The following is an 18,069-nucleotide window of genomic DNA, read 5'->3' as shown; positions in this document are numbered from 1 at the left end:
CGCCAGCCGTCGGGGGCGTCGGCTACAGCGCGGTCAACGGCACAATGATCGCGCTCGCCACCGCCAGCACCACCACCGACCCGAACACCGCCGCCGCCAACCGGTCGACGAGGCCGGGCTCGGTCGGCCCGCCCAGCTGGATGCCGAAGGCCACCAGGGTGCACATGCCGAGCAGGATCGGCATCCACACGATGCCCTCGCTCGGCTGCAGCACGCCGACGACGACCGCGCCGATGGCGGCCAGCAGCCAGACCGGCCACACGCTTCCCCATCGCCACGACACCCGCCCATCATGGCGCACATCGTCGGCGCCGTCACCGCCGCACACCCGGCCGGGCACGGCTCGGAGCCCGGTCTGACTTCCCCTAGGATTGGCGCGGCAGGAGGCTGGATGGCGCACGTCGTGATCTTCACCCGCCGTGATCGAGGAGTGCTGCCCGGTCTCGAGCTGCTCGAGCACCGCGTGACCATCCTCCCCGGCACAGCGGAAGCCGTCGCGCACGCCCCCGAGGCCGACGTCTTCGTGGTCGACGGGGCGACCGAGCTGGCCGCGGCCAAGGCGCTCTGCCGGCTGCTCGAAGGCGACGTGCCGGTGCTGCTGGGGCTCACCGAGGGAGGCTTCGCCGCCATCACCGCCGAGTGGGGCGCGAGCGACATCGTGCTCGACTCCGCCGGTCCTGCAGAGCTCGAGGCACGCATCCGCCTCGCCATCACCCGCAGCCGCCGCAGCGGGCCGATCGTCGCCAGCGGCCTCAGCATCGATGAGACCAGCTACCAGGCGAAGGTCGACGGCCGCCCGATCGACCTCACCTACAAGGAGTTCGAGCTGCTGCGGTTCCTCGCCTCGCACCCCGCCCGCGTCTTCACCCGCGAGCAGCTGCTGAGCGAGGTCTGGGGCTACGACTACTTCGGCGGCACCCGCACGGTCGACGTGCACGTGCGGCGCCTGCGCGCGAAGCTCGGCGACCTCGAGACCGTCATCGGCACGGTGCGGGGCGTCGGCTACCGGTTCGAGCTGGCGGACTCCTGATGCGCACGGCGATGGCGGTCGAGCTCGCCGAGCGGATCGGCGCGGCCTGCCTCGCCGCCGACGGCGCGCGGCCCTTCAACGACCAGGCGCTCATCGAGCTGCGCCGAGGCGAGCGCCGAGCGATCGGCGACGCGACCGCGCTGGCGGTCGTCAGCGACGGCGAGCACGAGGTCGAGCTGGCCGTGCACCCCGAGCACCGCAGGCGCGGCCTCGGCACGGCGCTCGCCGCCCGGGTCGCCGACGAGCTGGGCGACTTCGAGGCGTGGGCGCACGGCGACCATCCGGCGGCCCGCGCCATCGCGCGACGGCTGGGCGCCTCGCAGGTGCGCACGCTGCTGCAGCTGCGGATGCCGGTGCCGGCCGCGCCCGTGCCAGCGGCGCCCCTGCCAGCCGAGCCCGTGCCAGCTGCACCCCGAGGCGACCGCCTGCCCGACGGGGTGCGCGCGTTCGAGCCCGACGACGCATCCGCCCTGCTCGCCCTGAACGCCGCCGCGTTCGCCGACCACCCCGAGCAGGGCCGCATGTCGGCCGCCGACCTCGCCGCGCGCATGGCCGAGCCGTGGCACGACCCCGCCAACCTGGTGGTGCTGCCGGGCGACGGCGGGCTCGACGGATTCGCCTGGGTGAAGCCCGACGCAGACTCAGGCGGCGCCGTCGCCGAGCTCTACGTGCTGGGCGTCTCGCCCGCGCGGCAGGGCGCCGGCATCGGTCGGCGGATGCTCGAGGCGGCCTTCGTGCGGATGCGCGCGTCGGGCGCGACCACCGCGCACCTCTACGTCGAGGGCGACAACGCGCCGGCGCTCGCGCTCTACGAGCGCGCGGGCTTCGCGCAGTGGGCCATCGATGTGCGATGGAGGCATGCGCCGTCCATCTCGGGTTGAGAGGATGAGCGCATGAGCGACGCCACAGCGATCCCCGGTCCGACCCCCGGTCCGATCGGCGAGGAGCCGCGCCTCGAGCGCGGCTCGCGCACCCTCGAGGAGGCCCGCAGCTTCCACGACGCCAACGAGGCCGACTTCGACGACGACGACCTCGAGTCGAAGTGGTCTGCCGAGATGCAGGGCACGCCCACCGACGACGGGCTGCCCGCCGACCGGTTCCTCGATCGGGAGCTCTCGTGGCTCGCGTTCAACGAGCGGATCCTCGAGATGGGCGAGGACCCCCGCGTGCCGCTGCTCGAGCGGGCCAACTTCCTGGCGATCTTCGCCTCGAACCTCGACGAGTTCTTCATGGTGCGCGTCGCCGGCCTCAAGCGGCGCATCGCGACCGGCCTCGCCGTGCCCACCAACGTCGGCTTCGCACCGCAGGAGCTGCTCGACCTGCTGGTGCAGCGCGCCCACGACCTGCAGCAGCGCCACGCGCGCGCCGCCCGCGACGGCCTGCAGGTCGGGCTCGAGGACGCCGGCATCCGGGTCGTCACCTGGGGAGACCTGACCGACGGCGAGCGCGCGGCCATGTCGGCGCGCTTCGAGGCCGAGATCTTCCCCGTCCTCATGCCCCTCGCGGTCGACCCCGCGCATCCGTTCCCCTACATCTCCGGCCTCTCGCTCAACCTCGCCGTGCGCGTGCGCGTGCCCGACGAGGTGGAGGACTCGCAGTTCGCGCGCCTCAAGGTGCCTGCCGTGCTGCCGCGCTTCATCGAGCTGCCGCGCGACGGGCACTCGCATCGGTTCCTCACCCTCGAGGAGCTCATCGCCAACAACCTCGACGAGGTGTTCGCCGGCATGGAGGTGCTCGACCACCACGTCTTCCGCGTCACCCGCAACGAAGACGTCACGATCGACGAGGACGACACCGAGAACCTCATCAAGGCGCTCGAGCACGAGCTCTCGCGACGCAAGTTCGGGCCGCCCATCCGCCTCGAGGTCGCCGAGGACATCGACGACGACACCCTCGAGCTGCTCGTCGACGAGCTCGACATCACCGACGCCGAGGTCTACCGGCTGCCCGGCCTGCTCGACCTGACGGGCCTGTTCCAGCTCTCGGCGATCGGCCGGCCCGACCTGCACTACACGAAGCGGGTGCCCGTCACCCCGGCGGCGTTCCTGCCCACCGACCAGGACGAGCGGCCCGACCTCTTCGCCGCCATCACCCGCAAGGACGTGCTGGTCCACCACCCCTACGAGTCGTTCGCGACCAGCGTGCAGGCGCTGCTCGAGCAGGCGGCCGACGACCCCGACGTGCTCGCCATCAAGCAGACGCTCTACCGCACCTCCGGCGACTCCCCCGTCGTCGCTGCGCTGATCCGCGCCGCCGCGCAGGGCAAGCAGGTGCTCGCGCTCGTCGAGGTGAAGGCGCGCTTCGACGAGCAGGCGAACATCCGCTGGGCGCGGCAGCTCGAGCGCGCGGGCGTGCACGTCGTCTACGGCATCGTCGGGCTCAAGACGCACTGCAAGCTGATGATGATCGTGCGGCGCGAGAACGGCCGGCTGCGGCACTACTGCCACGTCGGCACCGGCAACTACAACCCGAAGACCAGCCGCATCTACGAGGACTTCGGCCTCTTCACCGACAACGACCAGGTCGGCCGCGACATCACCCGCCTGTTCAACGAGCTCTCCGGCTACGCCAAGGAGAAGTCGTTCCAGCGGCTGCTCGTCGCACCCCGGCACCTGCGGCGCGGGCTGCTCGACCGCTTCGAGCGCGAGACCGAGGCGGCGCGCCAGGGCCGCACCGCACGCATCCGCATCAAGGTCAACTCGATCGTCGACGAGCAGATCATCGACTCGCTCTACCGGGCCAGCCGGGCGGGCGTGCAGGTCGAGATGTGGGTGCGCGGCATCTGCTCGATCAAGCCCGGCGTGCCGGGGCTGAGCGACAACATCACGATCCGCTCGATCGCCGGCCGCTACCTCGAGCACTCGCGGGTCTTCGCGTTCTGGAACGACGGCGACGAGGAGGTGTTCATCGGCTCGGCCGACATGATGCACCGCAACCTCGACCGCCGCGTCGAGACGCTCATCGAGCTGACCTCGTCGGAGCACAAGCGCGACATCCAGCAGCACTTCGACAAGGCGATGTCGCCGAGGACGGCCGCGTGGACGGCGAACGCCGATGGCACCTGGACCCGCAGCGCCTACGACGACGACGGCACGCCGCTCGACGACCTGCATCGCGACCGGATGATCCAGATCCAGCGCCGGAAGCGCTCGGGCCGATGACGCCCGAAAGCCCGGTGACGCCCGGAACCCCGGTGCTCGCCGCCGGCGCGCTCGTCTGGCGCGACACCGACGGCGGCCGCGAGCTGCTGCTCGTCGAGCGCACCCAGCACCGCGACCTCTCGCTGCCGAAGGGCAAGCTCGACCCGGGCGAGACGCTGCCCGAGTGCGCGGCGCGCGAGATCGAGGAGGAGACCGGGCTGCGCGTCTCGCTCGGCGCGCCGCTGGGCACGAGCGAGTACCGGCTGCCCGACGACCGCGACAAGGTCGTCTACTACTGGCAGGCGTTCGTCGACTCCGACGAGGTGGCGCGGGCGCCCTTCGAGGCGAACGGCGAGATCCACGCGCTGCACTGGATGCCCTTCGCCGAGGCGAAGGCCGCCTGCACCTACACGCACGACGTCACCATCATCGAGCGCTTCGAGGAGCGCCTCTCGCGCGGGCACGAGCACACGTTCCCGATCGTCGCGCTGCGGCACGGCAAGGCCGCGAGCGCGTTCTCGTGGGAGGGGTCGGATGCGGATCGGCCGCTCACCGAGCGCGGCGAGCGCCAGTCGGCGTCGATCGCGGGCGGCATCGCGGCGTTCGGGCCGACGCGCCTGTTCACCTCCGACGCCGTGCGCTGCGTGCAGACCGTCGCGCCGCTCGCGGCGCTGACGGGCTTGGCCGTCAAGCCTCGCTCCGACATCAGCCAGGAGTCGACGGTCGACCCGCGGGAGGCCCTCGGCCGGCGCATCGGCAAGGCGGTGCGCAAGCGCCGCGGCACCGTGCTGTGCTCGCACGCGCCGATCATCCCCGAGATCGTCACCGCGGTCGTGCACACGACGGATGCGCTGGAGTCGGAGCGCACGCACCGCGCGTCGATGCTCCACACGGCCGAGTTCACCGTGCTGCACGTGAGCGCCGGCGAGCGCCCCGACCTGGTCGCGCTCGAGACGCACGGGCCGCCCGCCGACTGACGGGCCGCGAGCGGCGGATCGTTCGCGGCGTGGCCAGTCGCGAGCTGCGGATCGTTCGCGGTGTGGCCAGTCGCGAGAAGCGGATCGTTCGCGGTCTGGCCAGTTGCGAGAAGCGGACCGGTCACCGGAGGCGGACGATTCGTCCGCGTTTCGGGTCGGATGCCGGATCCATCCGCGTTCCGCGACCGGGAGACGCGAATGCCCCCGCTCTCGCGGGGGCATTCGTCGATCGTCAGATCAACCGAACCTTCCGGAGACGTAGTCCTCCGTGGCCTGCACGGTCGGGTTCGAGAAGATCTTGGTCGTCTCGCCGAACTCGATGAGCTTGCCCGGCTTGCCGGTGCCGGCGATGTTGTAGAAGGCGGTCTTGTCGGAGACGCGGCTCGCCTGCTGCATGTTGTGGGTCACGATCACGATCGTGTACTCCTGCTTGAGCTCCTCGATGAGGTCCTCGATCGCGAGCGTCGAGATCGGGTCGAGGGCGGAGCAGGGCTCATCCATCAGCAGCACGTCGGGGCTGACGGCGATCGCGCGGGCGATGCAGAGGCGCTGCTGCTGGCCGCCGGAGAGGCCGGAGCCGGGGATGCCCAGGCGGTCCTTGACCTCGTTCCAGAGGTTGGCGCCGCGGAGCGACCGCTCGACCAGGTCGTCCTGGTCGCTCTTCGACATGCGGCGGTTGTTGAGCAGCACGCCCGCCAGCACGTTCTCGCGGATCGTCATGGTGGGGAACGGGTTCGGGCGCTGGAAGACCATGCCGATCTGCCGGCGCACGTTCACCGGGTCGACGCCGGGGCCGTAGAGGTTGGCGCCGTCGAGCAGGATCTCGCCGTCGACGTAGGCGCCTGCGATCACCTCGTGCATGCGGTTGATGGTGCGGAGCACGGTCGACTTGCCGCAACCCGACGGGCCGATGAAGGCCGTGACCGAGCGGGGCTCGATCTCGAGCGAGACGCCCTCGACGGCCTTGAAGGCGCCGTAGTAGACGTCGAGGTCGTTGATCTCGATGCGCTTGGACATGGGGGGATTACCTTCCGGCCTTCGGTGCGAAGAAGTGGGCGATGAGTCGCGCGCCGATGTTGAGCACGAGCACGATCAGGATGAGGATGAGCGCCGCGGTCCAGGCGCGGTCGAAGTAGGCCTGCTCCTGCACGCCGGGGCTGACGTACTGGTTGTAGGCGAACACCGGCAGGGTCATCATGCGGCCGTCGAACACGTTGTAGTTCATGTTCGTCGTGAAGCCGGCGATGATGAGCAGCGGTGCCGTCTCGCCGATGACGCGGGCGATGGCGAGCGTGATGCCGGTGACGATGCCCGCGAGCGCCGTGGGCAGCACGACCTTGGCGATCGTCAGCCACTTCGGCACGCCGAGCGCGAGCGATGCCTCGCGCAGGTCGTTCGGCACGAGCTTCAGCATCTCCTCCGTCGAGCGCACGACGGTCGGGATCATCAGCAGGCTGAGGGCGACGGCGCCGCCGATGCCGCTGCGCACGCCCTCGCCGGCGAAGAGCGCGAAGAGCGCGTAGGCGAACAGGCCGGCCACGATCGAGGGGATGCCGGTCATGACGTCGACGAAGAAGGTGATCGCCCGCGACAGGCCGCCCTTGCCGTACTCGACGAGGTAGATGGCGGTGAAGATGCCCACCGGCACCGAGATGATCGCGGCCCAGAGCGTCACCAGCAGCGTGCCGACGATGGCGTGCAGCACGCCGCCGCCCTCGCCCACCACGTTGCGCATGGTGAAGGTGAAGAACTCCACGTCGAAGCGCGCGAGGCCGTTGACGAGCACGGTCCAGATCAGCGAGACGAGTGGGATGAGCGCCAGCAGGAACGCGCCGACCACGAGGCCGGTGACGAAGCGGTCGGTGGCCTTGCGGCCGCCCTCGATGAGCTGGCTGACGACGGTGATCGCGACCAGGTAGAGGATGAAGCCGATGACGGCGGTCGTGACGATGCTGAACTGGCTGCCCGAGGCGCCGGCGATGAGCGCGGCGATCGCGGCGCCCACCAGCACGGCGGCGCCGAGCAGGGCCCAGGGGCTCCACGCGGGCAGCTGGCCGGCGGTCAGCGGGTTCTCGGCCTGCCGACGGGGTGCGGTTGCGGTGGTCATGGTCTAGCGGCCTCCGTCGACGGTGGTCCGGGCGATGATCCAGCGCGACACGGCGTTGACCAGCAGCGTGATCGCGAAGAGCACGAGGCCGGAGCCGATGAGCATGTTGACCGTGATGCCGTGCGCCTCGGGGAAGCGCAGCGCGATGTTGGCCGCGATGGTGGAGGGGTTCTGCGAGCCGACCAGCACGAACGAGACGACGCCGGCGGAGGCGAGCACCATGGCGACCGCCATCGTCTCGCCGAGCGCGCGGCCGAGGCCCAGGATCGACGAGGCGATGATGCCCGAGCGGCCGTGCGGCAGCACCGCCATCGTGATCATCTCCCAGCGGGTCGCGCCGAGCGCCAGCGAGGCCTCCTCGTTGAGGCGCGGCGTCTGCAGGAAGATCTCGCGCGTCAGCGCGGTGATGATCGGCAGCACCATCACGGCGAGCACGATCGAGGCGGTGAGGATGGTGCGGCCGGTGCCCGATGCGGGCGGCGTGAAGAGCGGGATCCAGCCGAGGTTGTCTGCGAGCCACGTGTAGGCGGGCTGCATGAACGGGGCGAGCACCGTGATGCCCCACAGGCCGTAGATGACCGAGGGGACGGCCGCGAGCAGGTCGATCGCGGAGCCCAGGACGGCGGCGAGCCGGCGGGGCGCGAAGTGGGTGATGAACAGCGCGATGGCGATCGCGACCGGCACGGCCATGATCATCGCGAGGAACGCCGACCAGAGGGTGCCGAAGGTGAGCGGCCAGACCCACGCCCAGAAGCTGTCGTCCTCCGGCAGCGGGCCGATGATCGCGGGCACGGCCTGCGCGACCAGGAAGATGGCGACACCGGCGAGGGCGACGAGGATGAGGACGCCGGCGATCGTCGAGATCGCCTTGAAGACGACGTCTGCCGGTCGGTTCGGCGCCGCGGCTCGCGAAACGGCGGGCGGTGCTGCGGTGGTCATCGGGCTCCCAGCGATGTCGGACAAGGACCGGAAAGCGTCCGGCCGGGGCGGTGGGGCCCCGGCCGGACGTTCGCAGCCGTCAGGCTGCGGGGGTGCTCAGAACAGTATGACTACTTGATCGTCTCGAGGACGGCGTTGATCTCCTCGCGGAGGTCGTCGGAGATCGGTGCGTTACCCGCGTTCTCCTGGCCGGCGGCCTGGCCCTCCTCGGAGGCGACGTAGGTCAGGTAGGCCTTGACCAGCTCGCCGGCTGCGGCGTCCTGGTACTCGGTGCAGGCGATCGCGTACGAGATGAGCACGAGCGGGTAGACGCCCGCCTCGGTGGTCGTGCGGTCGAGCTCGACGGCGAGGTCGCCCTCGTGGCGGCCCTCGACGCGCGGCGACGCGTCGACGGCGGCGGCGGCGGCCTCGGCCGTGAACGGCACGTACTCCTCGCCGACCTTCAGCGCGACGGTGCCCAGGTCGCCGGCGCGCGAGGCGTCGGCGTAGCCGATGGTGTTGACGCCGTTGGTGACGGCGTCAACGACACCGGAGGTGCCCTGCGCGCCCTCGCCGCCGTAGGAGGCGGGCCACGTCTCGAAGACGCCCTCGGTCCAGTCGGTCTCCGCGGTGGCGGCCAGGTACTCGGTGAAGTTCTCGGTGGTGCCCGAGTCGTCCGAGCGGTGCACGGCGGTGATGGTCGCGTCGGGCAGCGTCGCGTCGGGGTTCTGCGAGACGATGGCCTCGTCGTTCCAGTTGGTGATCTGGCCCGAGAAGATCTTCGCGATGGTCGCCGAGTCGAGGTTGAGCGAGTCGACGCCCTCGACGTTGAAGATGACGGCGATCGGCGAGATGTAGACCGGCAGGTCGACCGGCAGGGTGTCGGCGACGCACGCGGCGAACTCGCCCGCGAGCTCCTCGTCCTTCAGTGCCGAGTCCGAGCCGGCGAACGCGACGCCGCCCGCGATGAACTGCTCTCGGCCCGCGCCGGAGCCGGCGGGGTCGTAGGTCACGTTGACGTCGGGGTTCTCCGTCTGGAAGCCGGCGATCCAGGCCTCCTGGGCTGCGCCCATCGACGAGGCGCCGGCACCGGCGAGGTCACCGGAGAGGGTCGAGGCGGGGCCCTCGGACTCGGGTGCCGCGTTGGGGGCGGGCTCGTTGGCAGCGCAGGAGCTGAGCAGGAGTGCGCCCGCTGCAGCGACGACCGCAGTGCGGCCGAGCTTCGTGAACTTCACGGTGTTCCCTTTCGGAATGAATGGTGCAGGGGCCTATGGCGCCCTGGTCGACGCGCGTTCGCACGCCACCGTCAACGGTAGGCACCGCGGGTGGCGCGAAGCCACCCCGCAGGTGAACAGAGGGTGAACACGGACGAGCGACCAAGAACGCGCAGAATGCGCAGAGATTCCGGGTCGGAACGATACTCGCTGAGCGCGCACGCGCGCGCCAGCAGGAAGAGTGCCGGGCCGCGAACGCCTCTCGGCGGATGGCCGCACGCAGCGGCGAATATTGGCGCCCGGGGTTCCGCGGCCCGGCTCGTCCAGGGTAGCCAATCCGCGTGCGACATGCAGGCGGACGACAAGACTCACCTAAGGTGCTCGCGAAATGGGGCGCATGAGACACCTCCGGGCGCGCACTGTGTTGAGACAGTAGTGAAGGCCACTTGCGAGAGCAGGTGGCCTTCTCGGTCTCTCCGGACGCCGCTCGCTCCACCGCCAACGCGCACAACAACCGAGCCCGCTTTGCATGGTGCAACGGACGCCTGCCGTGCGATACTCCCGACGGAGCGACGAGCATCAGCGCGGCCGCCCGAGCCCGCCTGCACGAAAGGCCGCCCATGCGCCGCACCCTCGCCTCGCTCACCCTCGCCGCCGCGGCCTTCGCTCTCACCGGCTGCATGATCATGCCTCCCGGCACAGGATTCGGGTACTCCGCCGGGTCCAGCCCCGTCAACGACCCCTTCCTCGCCCCGGCATACGACCAGGACTACGAGTTCGACGCGGCCGAGGAAGAGCAGTGGCAGGAGGACAACCGCCAGTGGCAGCTCGACTTCGCGGAGGAGGTCGCCGAAGAGCTGCGCGCCGCAGGCTCGCAGGTGCCGCCAGCCGAGGGCGAGTCGCTCGACCAGTTCCGGCACCTCGTCGTCGGCGTCGGGTACGAGTGGTGCGACCGTCTCTACGTCGACGAGAGCCGGGAGGGCGACGAAGGTGAGCACGGCGAGATGGCCGAGCGATACGGCTGGTCGACCGAGGAGTACCGCATCATCGCCGAGGAGGCCGAGCTGGCGCTCTGCGGGTATTGAGCCCATCGCGGTCGTCTGCATGCCAGCGGATGTTGCACCATGGATGGAGCAACGCACCGGAACGAGGAAGCATGGACCGCCAGAACGCCAGCCAGGCGCTTGTCGAGCTGCTCGAGGGCTTCGCCGAGCGGGCAGCGCGCATCGGACGGCTCGCCGCCGACGAGGGCGCTGACCATGAGCAGGCGCACCGGATCGCCGCGCACACCGCGCACCTGGCGATCGCCGAGCATGCGGCGTTCGAGGCGATCTGGCGTCCGCGCTGGGAGCGGCCCGTGAACGCCGGCGTCTTCGTGCTCGTTGCGATCCCGGCGATCGGTCGCATCGCCGCAGGCGAGACCGATGCGGGCTGGATCGCCGTGCAGATCGTCGTCGGCCTCGCGTTCATCGGCACGATCATCGGCTCGCCGCTCAAGCGCATCGCCGCAGCGCTGGGGCTCCCCTGGTGGTTCCTCGATGTCGCCGGCGTGCGCCAGCGGGTGCTGGCGACCTATGACGCGCGCCGTGCCGAGCTCGGACAGCCAGGGTGCGCCTGCGTCCGCCCACAGGCAGGTCGCGGCGCCTGAGGCTGCGCGCGATCCGGTGACGACGGCAGCGCAACCCGGCCCCGACGCACCGCGGCCGCGGGCCGATCCGAGGATCAGCACGCGGCCGCGAGCGGGCGGAGCAGCTTAGAGGCTGCCACCGCCCATGATGATGAAGTCGTCGTCGTCGCCCATGATGATGAAGTCGTCATCACCGCGGAGCGTCGTCATGAGGTGGGTGGGAAGCTGCTTGAAACGCATGGGCGCTCCTCGTTCGATATGGGTGGGGTGGGACCTGCTCATGCTGTCGTCGTGACTCGACCAGGCTTCGTGCTACTGCCGAATGTAGAGCATCACCGCAATCTTCGCGAGAGGCGATTTCAGGCGTTCAGCGTCGCGCTCTCGAGCTGGATGTCGACGCCCGCCAGAGCCTGCGAGATGGGGCACTCGGCCTTCGCCTGCTGGGCGATCTGCTCGAACTGCTGCTGGTCGATGCCGGGCACCGAGCCGGTGACCGAGAGCACGCTGGTCGTGACGCCCTTGCCTGCCTCGAACGTGACCTTGGCGCTCGTCTCGAGCGAGTCGGGAGCGTGCCCGGCCTGGTCGAGCGCGTGCGAGAACGCCATCGCGAAGCATGAGGCGTGGGCGGCGGCGAGGAACTCCTCGGGCGTGGTCGCGCCGCCCTCCTCCGCGCGCGCCTTCCAGTTGACGTCGAAGGTGGATCCAGTGCCCAGCGTGGTCGTGCCCGAACCCGTGCTCAGGGGTCCGGTCCAGGCGGTGCTTGCGTTCGAAGTGATGGCCATCGGGTGCTCCTCGGTCGTGCGATATCGCGGTCCGACCGACGGTGGCCGGACCAGCCCAGGCTACGCACCGCATCCGACCATCGACAGAGTGCTTGGATGGAGGCATGACTGAGAAGCCTGAGATCGACGCCCCCGAGGGGCCCGCACCCACCGAGCTCGAGATCACCGACATCACGATCGGTGACGGAGAGGAGGCGGTGGCCGGCAAGCAGGTCAGCGTCCACTACGTCGGCGTGACCCATTCCGGCGGCGAGGAGTTCGACGCCTCGTACGGCCGTGGCGCACCGCTCGAGTTCCCGCTCGGCGTCGGCATGGTCATCAAGGGCTGGGAGCAGGGCATCGAGGGCATGCGCGTCGGTGGACGCCGCAAGCTCGTGATCCCGCCGCACCTGGCCTACGGCGAGCGCGGCGCCGGCGGCGTGATCGGCCCGAACGAGACGCTGATCTTCGTGTGTGACCTGATCGCCGTCAAGTAGCTGCACGCGTCCAGCCGGTTCACCAGAGGAGGCCCGAAAGGGCCTCCTCTTTTCGTTGCATCGGGCGTCAGATCGCCTTGCCGGGGTTCAGGATGCCGTCGGGGTCGAATGCGGACTTCACCGCGCGCTGCAGCATCAGCTGCCGCTCGCCGAGTTCGTCGACGAGCCAGCGGCGCTTCAGGATGCCGACGCCGTGCTCGCCCGTGAGCGTGCCGCCCATCGCGATCGCGGCCTCGAACACCTCGTTCGCGCACGCCCAGATCGCCTCCGACGGCCCACCATCGGCCGACTCCGTGCCGTCGAACACGAACGTCGGGTGGAGGTTGCCGTCGCCCGCATGCGCGGTGGTCGCCAACCGAACGCCATGGCGCGCCGCCGCCTCGTCGCAGGCGCGGAACATGTCGGCCAGGCGCGAGCGCGGCACCGAGACGTCCTCCACCAGCACCGTCCCGAACGACTCGAGCGCGAAGTGCACCTGCCTGCGCACCTGCACCAGGGCATCCGACCGCGTCATGTCGTCGGTGCGCTCGACGCGGCCGCCGTGCGCGGCGAGGATCTGCGCGACCAGCTCCGACGACGCCTCGGCGCCCAGGTCGTCGGTCTGCACGAGCACGAACGCGCCCTCCATGGGCTGGCCGGTGTACGCGGCGAGCATCGAGACCGCGTCGCGCCCCACGAGCTCCATGATCGCGGGGCGGATGCGTGCGGCCGTCACGGCCGTGCACGCGGCGGCCGCGAGGGCCTCGTCGTCGAAGAAGGCGCCGACCGTCCAGATGCCGCCCTCGACGAGCGGGCGCAGCTTCAGCGTCGCGCCGACGATGATGCCGAGGGTGCCCTCGGAGCCGATCATGAGCGCCGTGAGGTCGAGGCCGGTGACGCCCTTCACGGTGCGGTGGCCGGTCGAGATGAGGCTGCCGTCGGCCAGCACCACGTCGAGCGCCAGCACCCATTCGCGGGTCACGCCGTACTTCGCGCAGAGCAGGCCACCGGCGTTCGTGGCGATGTTGCCGCCGACCGACGAGATGGCCCGGCTGGCCGGGTCGGGCGGCCACCAGAGGCCGTGCGCGGCGAGCAGGTCGTTGAGCTCGGCGTTGCGGATGCCCGGCTCGACGACGCACGACTGGTCGACGAGCGAGACGTGCCGCAGCTCGCGCATGGCGTCGGTCGAGATCACCAGCTCGCCGTCGCCGGCGATGGCGCCGCCGGCCAGGCCCGTGCCGGCGGCTCGCGGCACGACCGGCACGCCGTGCTGGCTCGCCCAGTGCATCGCGAGCTGCACGTGCTCGACCGTCTCGGCGGCGACGATCGCGAGCGGCGGCCCCTGCGAGCGATGGCCCGACTTGTCGGCGCGCGCGACCTCGAGCGCCGCCGGGTCGGTCACGAGCACGTGGGCGGGGAGCGCCGCGCGCAGCGCCTCGAGGCTCACTTGCGCACCAGCCCGCCGACGAGCTGCCACGCGCCCGGGCGCCCCGCGAACCGCACCGAGTGGGCGTTGTCGGGTGTCCGCGTCTCGAGCCCGGTGACGTGATCGACGAAGGCGCGGATGAACGTGCCGTGCGTGACGATCACGAGCCCCTCGACCGGGTGCAGGCCGGCGACCTCGTCGACCGCTGCGACGGCCCGCCGCTGCAGGTCGTCGAACGCCTCCTCGCCCGGCCAGTCGGTGCCGAACCGGGCGACGGCCTCCTCCTTCGTGAGGCCTTCCGCCTCGCCGTACGCGCGCTCGATGAGGCTCGCGTGGCGGCCGGCGACCGTCAGGTCGAGGGTGGCCGCGATGATGTCGGCGGTGACGGCCGCGCGCGTCAGCGGCGACGACACCACCGCATCCCACGACTCGTCGGCGAGCAGGCGAGCGGCCTCGTGGGCCTGCGCGATGCCGGTCTCGTTGAGCTCGATGTCGCTCGAGCCCTGCAGCCTGCCGTCGCGGTTGAAGTCGGTCTGGCCGTGGCGTACGAGCGCGATCTCCATGGCTCGAGCGTAGGCCGCGCGAGCGCTCTCCATCCACAGCCTCACATTCCGCACCGCCCGCGCGTTGGCAGGGTATGAGAGGAATACGGCCATGACGCACACGATCATCGACAGCCCGATCGGCCCGCTCACGCTGGTGCGGGGCGACGAGGGGCTCACCGGCATCTACATGCTCGACCACCGCCCGGCACCGGACGAGGCGGGGTTCGGCGAGCGCGACGACGCGGCGTTCGCGGATGCGGTGCAGCAGTTCGGCGAGTACTGGGCGGGGGCGCGCACGTCGTTCGACCTGCCGCTCGACCCGCGCGGCACCGAGTTCCAACGCCGAGTCTGGGCGCAGCTGCGGGCGATCCCCTTCGGCGAGACCCGCACGTACGGCTGGATCGCTGCGCAGCTGGGGCAGCCGACGGCAGTGCGCGCCGTCGGCCTCGCGAACAGCCGCAATCCGCTGTCGATCGTGGTGCCCTGCCACCGGGTGGTCGGCTCGACCGGCGCGCTGACCGGCTACGCCGGCGGCGTCGACCGCAAGCGGTTCCTGCTCGAGCACGAGATGAGCGCGGCGATCGGCGCCTCCGGGCTAGATTCGGTGGCGTGAGCCGTGCGCCGTTCGAGACGCTCGTCGACCTGCACGGCGCGCGGGTCTGGCGGGTGTGCCGGGCGCTGCTCGAGAGCCAAGACGCCGACGACGCGTGGAGCGAGACCTTCCTCGCGGCGCTCGAGGCCTACCCCCGGCTCGCGCACGACGCCAGCATCGAGGGCTGGCTGGTGACCATCGCGCACCGCAAGGCGATCGACGTGCTGCGGCGGCGCTCGCGGCTCGAGGTGGGCGAGGTGCCCGAGCGCGCCGTCACCGACGTCGGGCGCGACCTCGACCTCGCCCGCGCGCTCGCCGCGCTGCCGCCGCGGCAGCGCGAGGCGGTCGTGCTCCACCACCTCGGCGGGCTGCCGTTCGCCGAGGTGGCCATCGTGCTCGGATCGTCGGCGGATGCGGTGCGTCGCGCCTCGTCCGACGGCGTGCGTCGCTTGCGCGAGCTGCTGGAAGACGCGCGATGAGCGACCTGACGGACGCGAGCGACCTGGCAGGGCTGGTGCCGGCGCCGCCGCTCGACGGCCTGCGCGCCCGCCTCGTGGCGCGTGCCGCGGAGCGCGGACTGCTCGACGTCGCGTACCGCACGCTCGACACCCCGCTGGGCAGGCTGTTGCTCGCGGCGACGCCGACCGGGCTCGTGTCGGTCACCTTCGACGGCGACCGACCCGACGAGACGCTCGCACGGCTCGCCGAGGCGCTCAGCCCGCGCGTGCTCGAGGCGCCCGCGGTGCTCGACGACGCGGCGCACGCCCTCGACGACCTCATCGCCGGGCGTGCCCGCGCCTTCCACGGCTCGCTCGACCTGACGCTCGCGCGCGGCTTCGGGCGTCAGGTGGTCGAGCGGCTGCGCGAGATCCCTTACGGCGAGACCCGCAGCTACGCCGAGGTGGCGGCCGCCGTCGGCTCGCCGAAGGCCGTGCGGGCAGTCGGCACCGCGTGCCGCAAGAACCCGCTGCCGATCGTCATCCCCTGCCACCGAGTGGTGCGCAGCGACGGCGGCATGGGCCAGTACGCCGGCGGCGTCGAAGCGAAGCGCCTGCTGCTCGACGTCGAGGCGCACGCCCCGACGATCGAGCAGGAGCCGCGCTCGGGCCGCGGCTGAGCCCCGACGCGGCCTCGGCCCGGCCACCGCGCCGGTAGCGTGATGCCCATGCCTGCCACCGAGCTCCTCGCCGTGATCGAGCGCGACGGCTTCGCGGAGTCCGAGCACCGCGGCGTCGCCGTGCTCGTCGACCCCGACGGCCGCCTGCTCGAGGCCCACGGCCATGTCGACCGCCCCTTCCTCGCCCGCAGCGCGCTGAAGCCGCTGTTCGCCGCAGCGCTCATCGACGCGGGCCTGATCGAGCTCGAGCCCGCGCACGCGGCGCTGGCGAGCGCGAGCCACTGGGGCGACCCCGAGCACCTCTCGACGGCCGAGCACATGGCCGCGCTGCACGGCGTCGCCGAGGACGCCCTGCGCTGCCCGCCGATGAAGGCGCCGGACGGCACGATGCGACGCTTCGCGCACATGTGCGTCGGCAAGCACATCGCGTTCGCCGCCGCGGCGCGCGCGATGGGTGCGGGCGCCGACTACTGGGCCGACGCCCACCCGCTCGGCGCGCTGCTCCGCGACGGGCTCGTCGAGGCGACCGGCGAGCCGATCGTCGGCGTCGCGCACGACGGCTGCGGCGCGCTCGTGTTCCCGACCACCCCCGTGGGCCTCGCCCGCGCCTTCCGCCGCCTCGCGCCCGACGGCACCGGGGCGCACCGCTCGGTCGGACAGGCCATGCTCGCGCATCCGACCCTCATCGACGGGACAGGCAGGCCCGACGCGGTCGTGATCGGTGAGACCGGATGCGTCACCAAGTTCGGCGCGGAGGGCACCCAGGCGATGGTCGCCCCCGATGGCACCACCGCGATCGTGAAGACTGCCGACGGGGCGCGGCGCGCTGGCGCACCCGTTGCGCTCGCCATGCTGGAGCGCGCGGGCGCGATCCCGGCTGGCACGCTCGAGCGGCTCGCGGAGCCGCTGGGCATGGTGCAGCGGAGCGCCGATGCGCCGGTCGGCATGCTGCGCGTCGTGGTCTGAGGCCTTCGCCAGGAAGCGCTGAACGCGCTGGCTAGAGCCGATCCGCCGGCTCGGCCATGCGGCGCGACGAGGTGTGGCTGGGCGCGAGGGCGATCAGAGCCGCAGCCTCGATCGCCAGGCCGATGAGCGGACCGTGGGGGTAGTAGCCGAAGGCGAGCATGCCGGCGACCAGCACGGCGAGGGTCATGCCGAGGAGGATGCGAGCGCCGCGGGGCCAGCCCCGAGCCGTGACGGCCGCAAGCACGCCGACCAGGCCGATCACGACGAGCAGCGGCCCTTCGGAGCCCCAGAGCGCATGCAGCGGCGACCCGGGCGGCGTGCTCAGGTAGCTGACCGGGCTGACGATGGTGCCCGCCAGGACCGCCCAGGCCAGCAACGCACCGCCCCAGCCTGCGCGACGCAGATCGGGCAGGAGTGCGAGCCCGATCGCCAGGAACGAGAGGCCGGTCAGCGCCCCGTAGACGACGTAGGGCTCGTCGACCGCACCGATCAGCGCGCGCCACGGCTCGAGCCGGCTGACCGTCGCGACCCACGGCCAGCTCCATTCGGCGGCGGTGAGCGGCAGCGTGAACAGCGCCCACGCACCACCCGCCAGCGCGAGCAGCAGGCGAGCCCGCCGGGAGCGATCGGAGCGCATGGACATCGGGGCGGCCGCGAGCTGGTCGATGGTCACGCGCCCTGCCTAGCAGTCGGCCGGACTGTCGGGGAAGGCGGTTGCGCCGGTCTTCAGCCGAACGTGAGCGCGGGGCCTCTCGCCGTGCAGCCCTGGTCCTGGAGTCGCAGCGGGACCTCGGCCCGGGACGGGCCTCGGCGCTGGCGCGACGAGGAGGCCCGAAAGGGCCTCCTCTCTAGAGTCGCGAAGCGACCTCGGCCCGGGACGGGCCTCGGCGCTGGCGCGACGGGGAGGCCCGAAAGGGCCTCCCCTCTAGAGTCGCAGCGGGACCTCGGCCCGGGACGGGCCTCGGCGCTGGCGCGACGAGGAGGCCCGAAAGGGCCTCCTCTCTAGAGTCGCGAAGCGACCTCGGCCCGGGACGGGCCTCGGCGCTGGCGCGACGGGGAGGCCCGAAAGGGCCTCCCCTCTAGAGTCGCAGCGGGACCTCGGCCCGGGACGGGCCTCGGCGCTGGCGCGACGAGGAGGCCCGAAAGGGCCTCCACTCTAGAGTCGCGAAGCGC

20 protein-coding genes are annotated in these 18,069 nt (G+C 71.7%); 11 read left to right on the top strand and 9 right to left on the bottom strand.

Going from position 1 to position 18,069, the window contains the following annotated elements:
- Window positions 1-22: 22 nt before the first annotated feature.
- Complete coding sequence (locus tag Q9250_RS10430; RefSeq protein WP_306234011.1) at window positions 23-460, bottom strand: hypothetical protein; 438 nt, start codon at window positions 458-460, stop codon at window positions 23-25.
- Between Q9250_RS10430 and Q9250_RS10425 the strand changes: the two genes are divergently transcribed.
- The 4 genes from Q9250_RS10425 (at window position 392) to Q9250_RS10410 (ending at window position 5,147) form a co-directional block, all read left to right on the top strand.
- Entirely contained in the window at window positions 392-1,030 is a 639-nt protein-coding gene (locus Q9250_RS10425) for a winged helix-turn-helix transcriptional regulator (protein ID WP_306231842.1), read from the top strand. The two genes, Q9250_RS10430 and Q9250_RS10425, sit on opposite strands and share 69 nt — an antisense overlap.
- On the top strand, window positions 1,030-1,911 hold the full coding sequence (gene mshD / locus Q9250_RS10420) for a mycothiol synthase (protein ID WP_306231841.1): 882 nt from the start codon (window positions 1,030-1,032) through the stop codon (window positions 1,909-1,911). The genes Q9250_RS10425 and mshD overlap by 1 nt, the downstream gene beginning before the upstream one ends.
- A 174-nt stretch (window positions 1,912-2,085) precedes the next feature.
- Complete coding sequence (locus Q9250_RS10415) at window positions 2,086-4,191, top strand: RNA degradosome polyphosphate kinase (protein ID WP_306233982.1); 2,106 nt, start codon at window positions 2,086-2,088, stop codon at window positions 4,189-4,191.
- Window positions 4,188-5,147 carry an NUDIX hydrolase gene (locus Q9250_RS10410; RefSeq protein ID WP_306231840.1) on the top strand — a complete coding sequence of 320 codons (960 nt, stop codon included), beginning with the start codon at window positions 4,188-4,190 and terminating at the stop codon, window positions 5,145-5,147. Before Q9250_RS10415 ends, Q9250_RS10410 begins: the two co-directional genes overlap by 4 nt.
- Before the next feature lie 237 nt (window positions 5,148-5,384).
- On the opposite strand, the gene pstB is transcribed toward Q9250_RS10410, so the two are convergent.
- From pstB to pstS, 4 genes are all read right to left on the bottom strand, one after another.
- Window positions 5,385-6,164, bottom strand: a complete 780-nt coding sequence (pstB, locus tag Q9250_RS10405) for a phosphate ABC transporter ATP-binding protein PstB (protein ID WP_306231839.1) — start codon at window positions 6,162-6,164, stop codon at window positions 5,385-5,387.
- A 7-nt stretch (window positions 6,165-6,171) separates the two neighbouring features.
- Window positions 6,172-7,254 carry a phosphate ABC transporter permease PstA gene (pstA, locus tag Q9250_RS10400; protein ID WP_306231838.1) on the bottom strand — a complete coding sequence of 361 codons (1,083 nt, stop codon included), beginning with the start codon at window positions 7,252-7,254 and terminating at the stop codon, window positions 6,172-6,174.
- 3 nt (window positions 7,255-7,257) lie between these two features.
- On the bottom strand, window positions 7,258-8,193 hold the full coding sequence (gene pstC, locus Q9250_RS10395; protein ID WP_306231837.1) for a phosphate ABC transporter permease subunit PstC: 936 nt from the start codon (window positions 8,191-8,193) through the stop codon (window positions 7,258-7,260).
- Between the two features lie 110 nt (window positions 8,194-8,303).
- Complete coding sequence (pstS, locus tag Q9250_RS10390; RefSeq protein WP_306231836.1) at window positions 8,304-9,407, bottom strand: phosphate ABC transporter substrate-binding protein PstS; 1,104 nt, start codon at window positions 9,405-9,407, stop codon at window positions 8,304-8,306.
- Between the two features lie 599 nt (window positions 9,408-10,006).
- Here pstS and Q9250_RS10385 point away from each other — a divergent pair.
- Together Q9250_RS10385 and Q9250_RS10380 are read left to right on the top strand one after the other, a co-directional pair.
- On the top strand, window positions 10,007-10,471 hold the full coding sequence (locus tag Q9250_RS10385; RefSeq protein ID WP_306231835.1) for a hypothetical protein: 465 nt from the start codon (window positions 10,007-10,009) through the stop codon (window positions 10,469-10,471).
- Between the two features lie 71 nt (window positions 10,472-10,542).
- A complete protein-coding gene (locus Q9250_RS10380; RefSeq protein ID WP_306231834.1) occupies window positions 10,543-11,034 on the top strand; it encodes a hypothetical protein in 492 nt (163 codons plus the stop codon).
- Window positions 11,035-11,372: 338 nt separating this feature from the next.
- Here Q9250_RS10380 and Q9250_RS10375 read toward each other — a convergent pair whose 3' ends face one another.
- Window positions 11,373-11,795 (bottom strand): OsmC family peroxiredoxin, encoded by a 423-nt coding sequence (locus Q9250_RS10375; RefSeq protein WP_306231833.1) that lies wholly within the window; start codon window positions 11,793-11,795, stop codon window positions 11,373-11,375.
- Between the two features lie 104 nt (window positions 11,796-11,899).
- Here Q9250_RS10375 and Q9250_RS10370 point away from each other — a divergent pair, with 104 nt between their 5' ends.
- Window positions 11,900-12,271 (top strand): FKBP-type peptidyl-prolyl cis-trans isomerase, encoded by a 372-nt coding sequence (locus Q9250_RS10370; protein ID WP_306231832.1) that lies wholly within the window; start codon window positions 11,900-11,902, stop codon window positions 12,269-12,271.
- A gap of 67 nt (window positions 12,272-12,338) precedes the next feature.
- Here Q9250_RS10370 and Q9250_RS10365 read toward each other — a convergent pair whose 3' ends face one another.
- The gene (locus Q9250_RS10365) at window positions 12,339-13,697 is read right to left on the bottom strand and encodes an FAD-binding oxidoreductase (RefSeq protein ID WP_306231831.1); all 1,359 of its coding nucleotides are present in this window, start codon (window positions 13,695-13,697) and stop codon (window positions 12,339-12,341) included.
- Window positions 13,694-14,239 (bottom strand): histidine phosphatase family protein, encoded by a 546-nt coding sequence (locus Q9250_RS10360; RefSeq protein WP_306231830.1) that lies wholly within the window; start codon window positions 14,237-14,239, stop codon window positions 13,694-13,696. Before Q9250_RS10360 ends, Q9250_RS10365 begins: the two co-directional genes overlap by 4 nt.
- A 91-nt stretch (window positions 14,240-14,330) precedes the next feature.
- Between Q9250_RS10360 and Q9250_RS10355 the strand changes: the two genes are divergently transcribed.
- From Q9250_RS10355 to Q9250_RS10340, 4 genes are read left to right on the top strand one after another with little or no spacing between them, the layout of a single operon-like run.
- Complete coding sequence (locus tag Q9250_RS10355; protein WP_306231829.1) at window positions 14,331-14,834, top strand: methylated-DNA--[protein]-cysteine S-methyltransferase; 504 nt, start codon at window positions 14,331-14,333, stop codon at window positions 14,832-14,834.
- Entirely contained in the window at window positions 14,831-15,292 is a 462-nt protein-coding gene (locus Q9250_RS10350; protein ID WP_306231828.1) for an RNA polymerase sigma factor, read from the top strand. The genes Q9250_RS10355 and Q9250_RS10350 overlap by 4 nt, the downstream gene beginning before the upstream one ends.
- Window positions 15,289-15,930 carry a methylated-DNA--[protein]-cysteine S-methyltransferase gene (locus tag Q9250_RS10345; protein ID WP_306231827.1) on the top strand — a complete coding sequence of 214 codons (642 nt, stop codon included), beginning with the start codon at window positions 15,289-15,291 and terminating at the stop codon, window positions 15,928-15,930. The genes Q9250_RS10350 and Q9250_RS10345 overlap by 4 nt, the downstream gene beginning before the upstream one ends.
- 48 nt (window positions 15,931-15,978) lie before the next feature.
- Complete coding sequence (locus tag Q9250_RS10340) at window positions 15,979-16,896, top strand: asparaginase (protein WP_306231826.1); 918 nt, start codon at window positions 15,979-15,981, stop codon at window positions 16,894-16,896.
- A 31-nt stretch (window positions 16,897-16,927) separates the two neighbouring features.
- Here Q9250_RS10340 and Q9250_RS10335 read toward each other — a convergent pair whose 3' ends face one another.
- Window positions 16,928-17,569, bottom strand: coding sequence for a hypothetical protein (locus tag Q9250_RS10335; protein ID WP_306231825.1), 642 nt, complete (start codon window positions 17,567-17,569; stop codon window positions 16,928-16,930).
- Window positions 17,570-18,069 lie beyond the last annotated feature (500 nt).

Source organism: Agrococcus beijingensis (assembly GCF_030758955.1).
Classification (GTDB): Bacteria; Actinomycetota; Actinomycetes; order Actinomycetales; family Microbacteriaceae; genus Agrococcus; species Agrococcus beijingensis.
The sequence above is the reverse complement of the archived record's forward strand: the minus strand, read 5'-3'. Positions and strand labels throughout refer to the sequence as shown.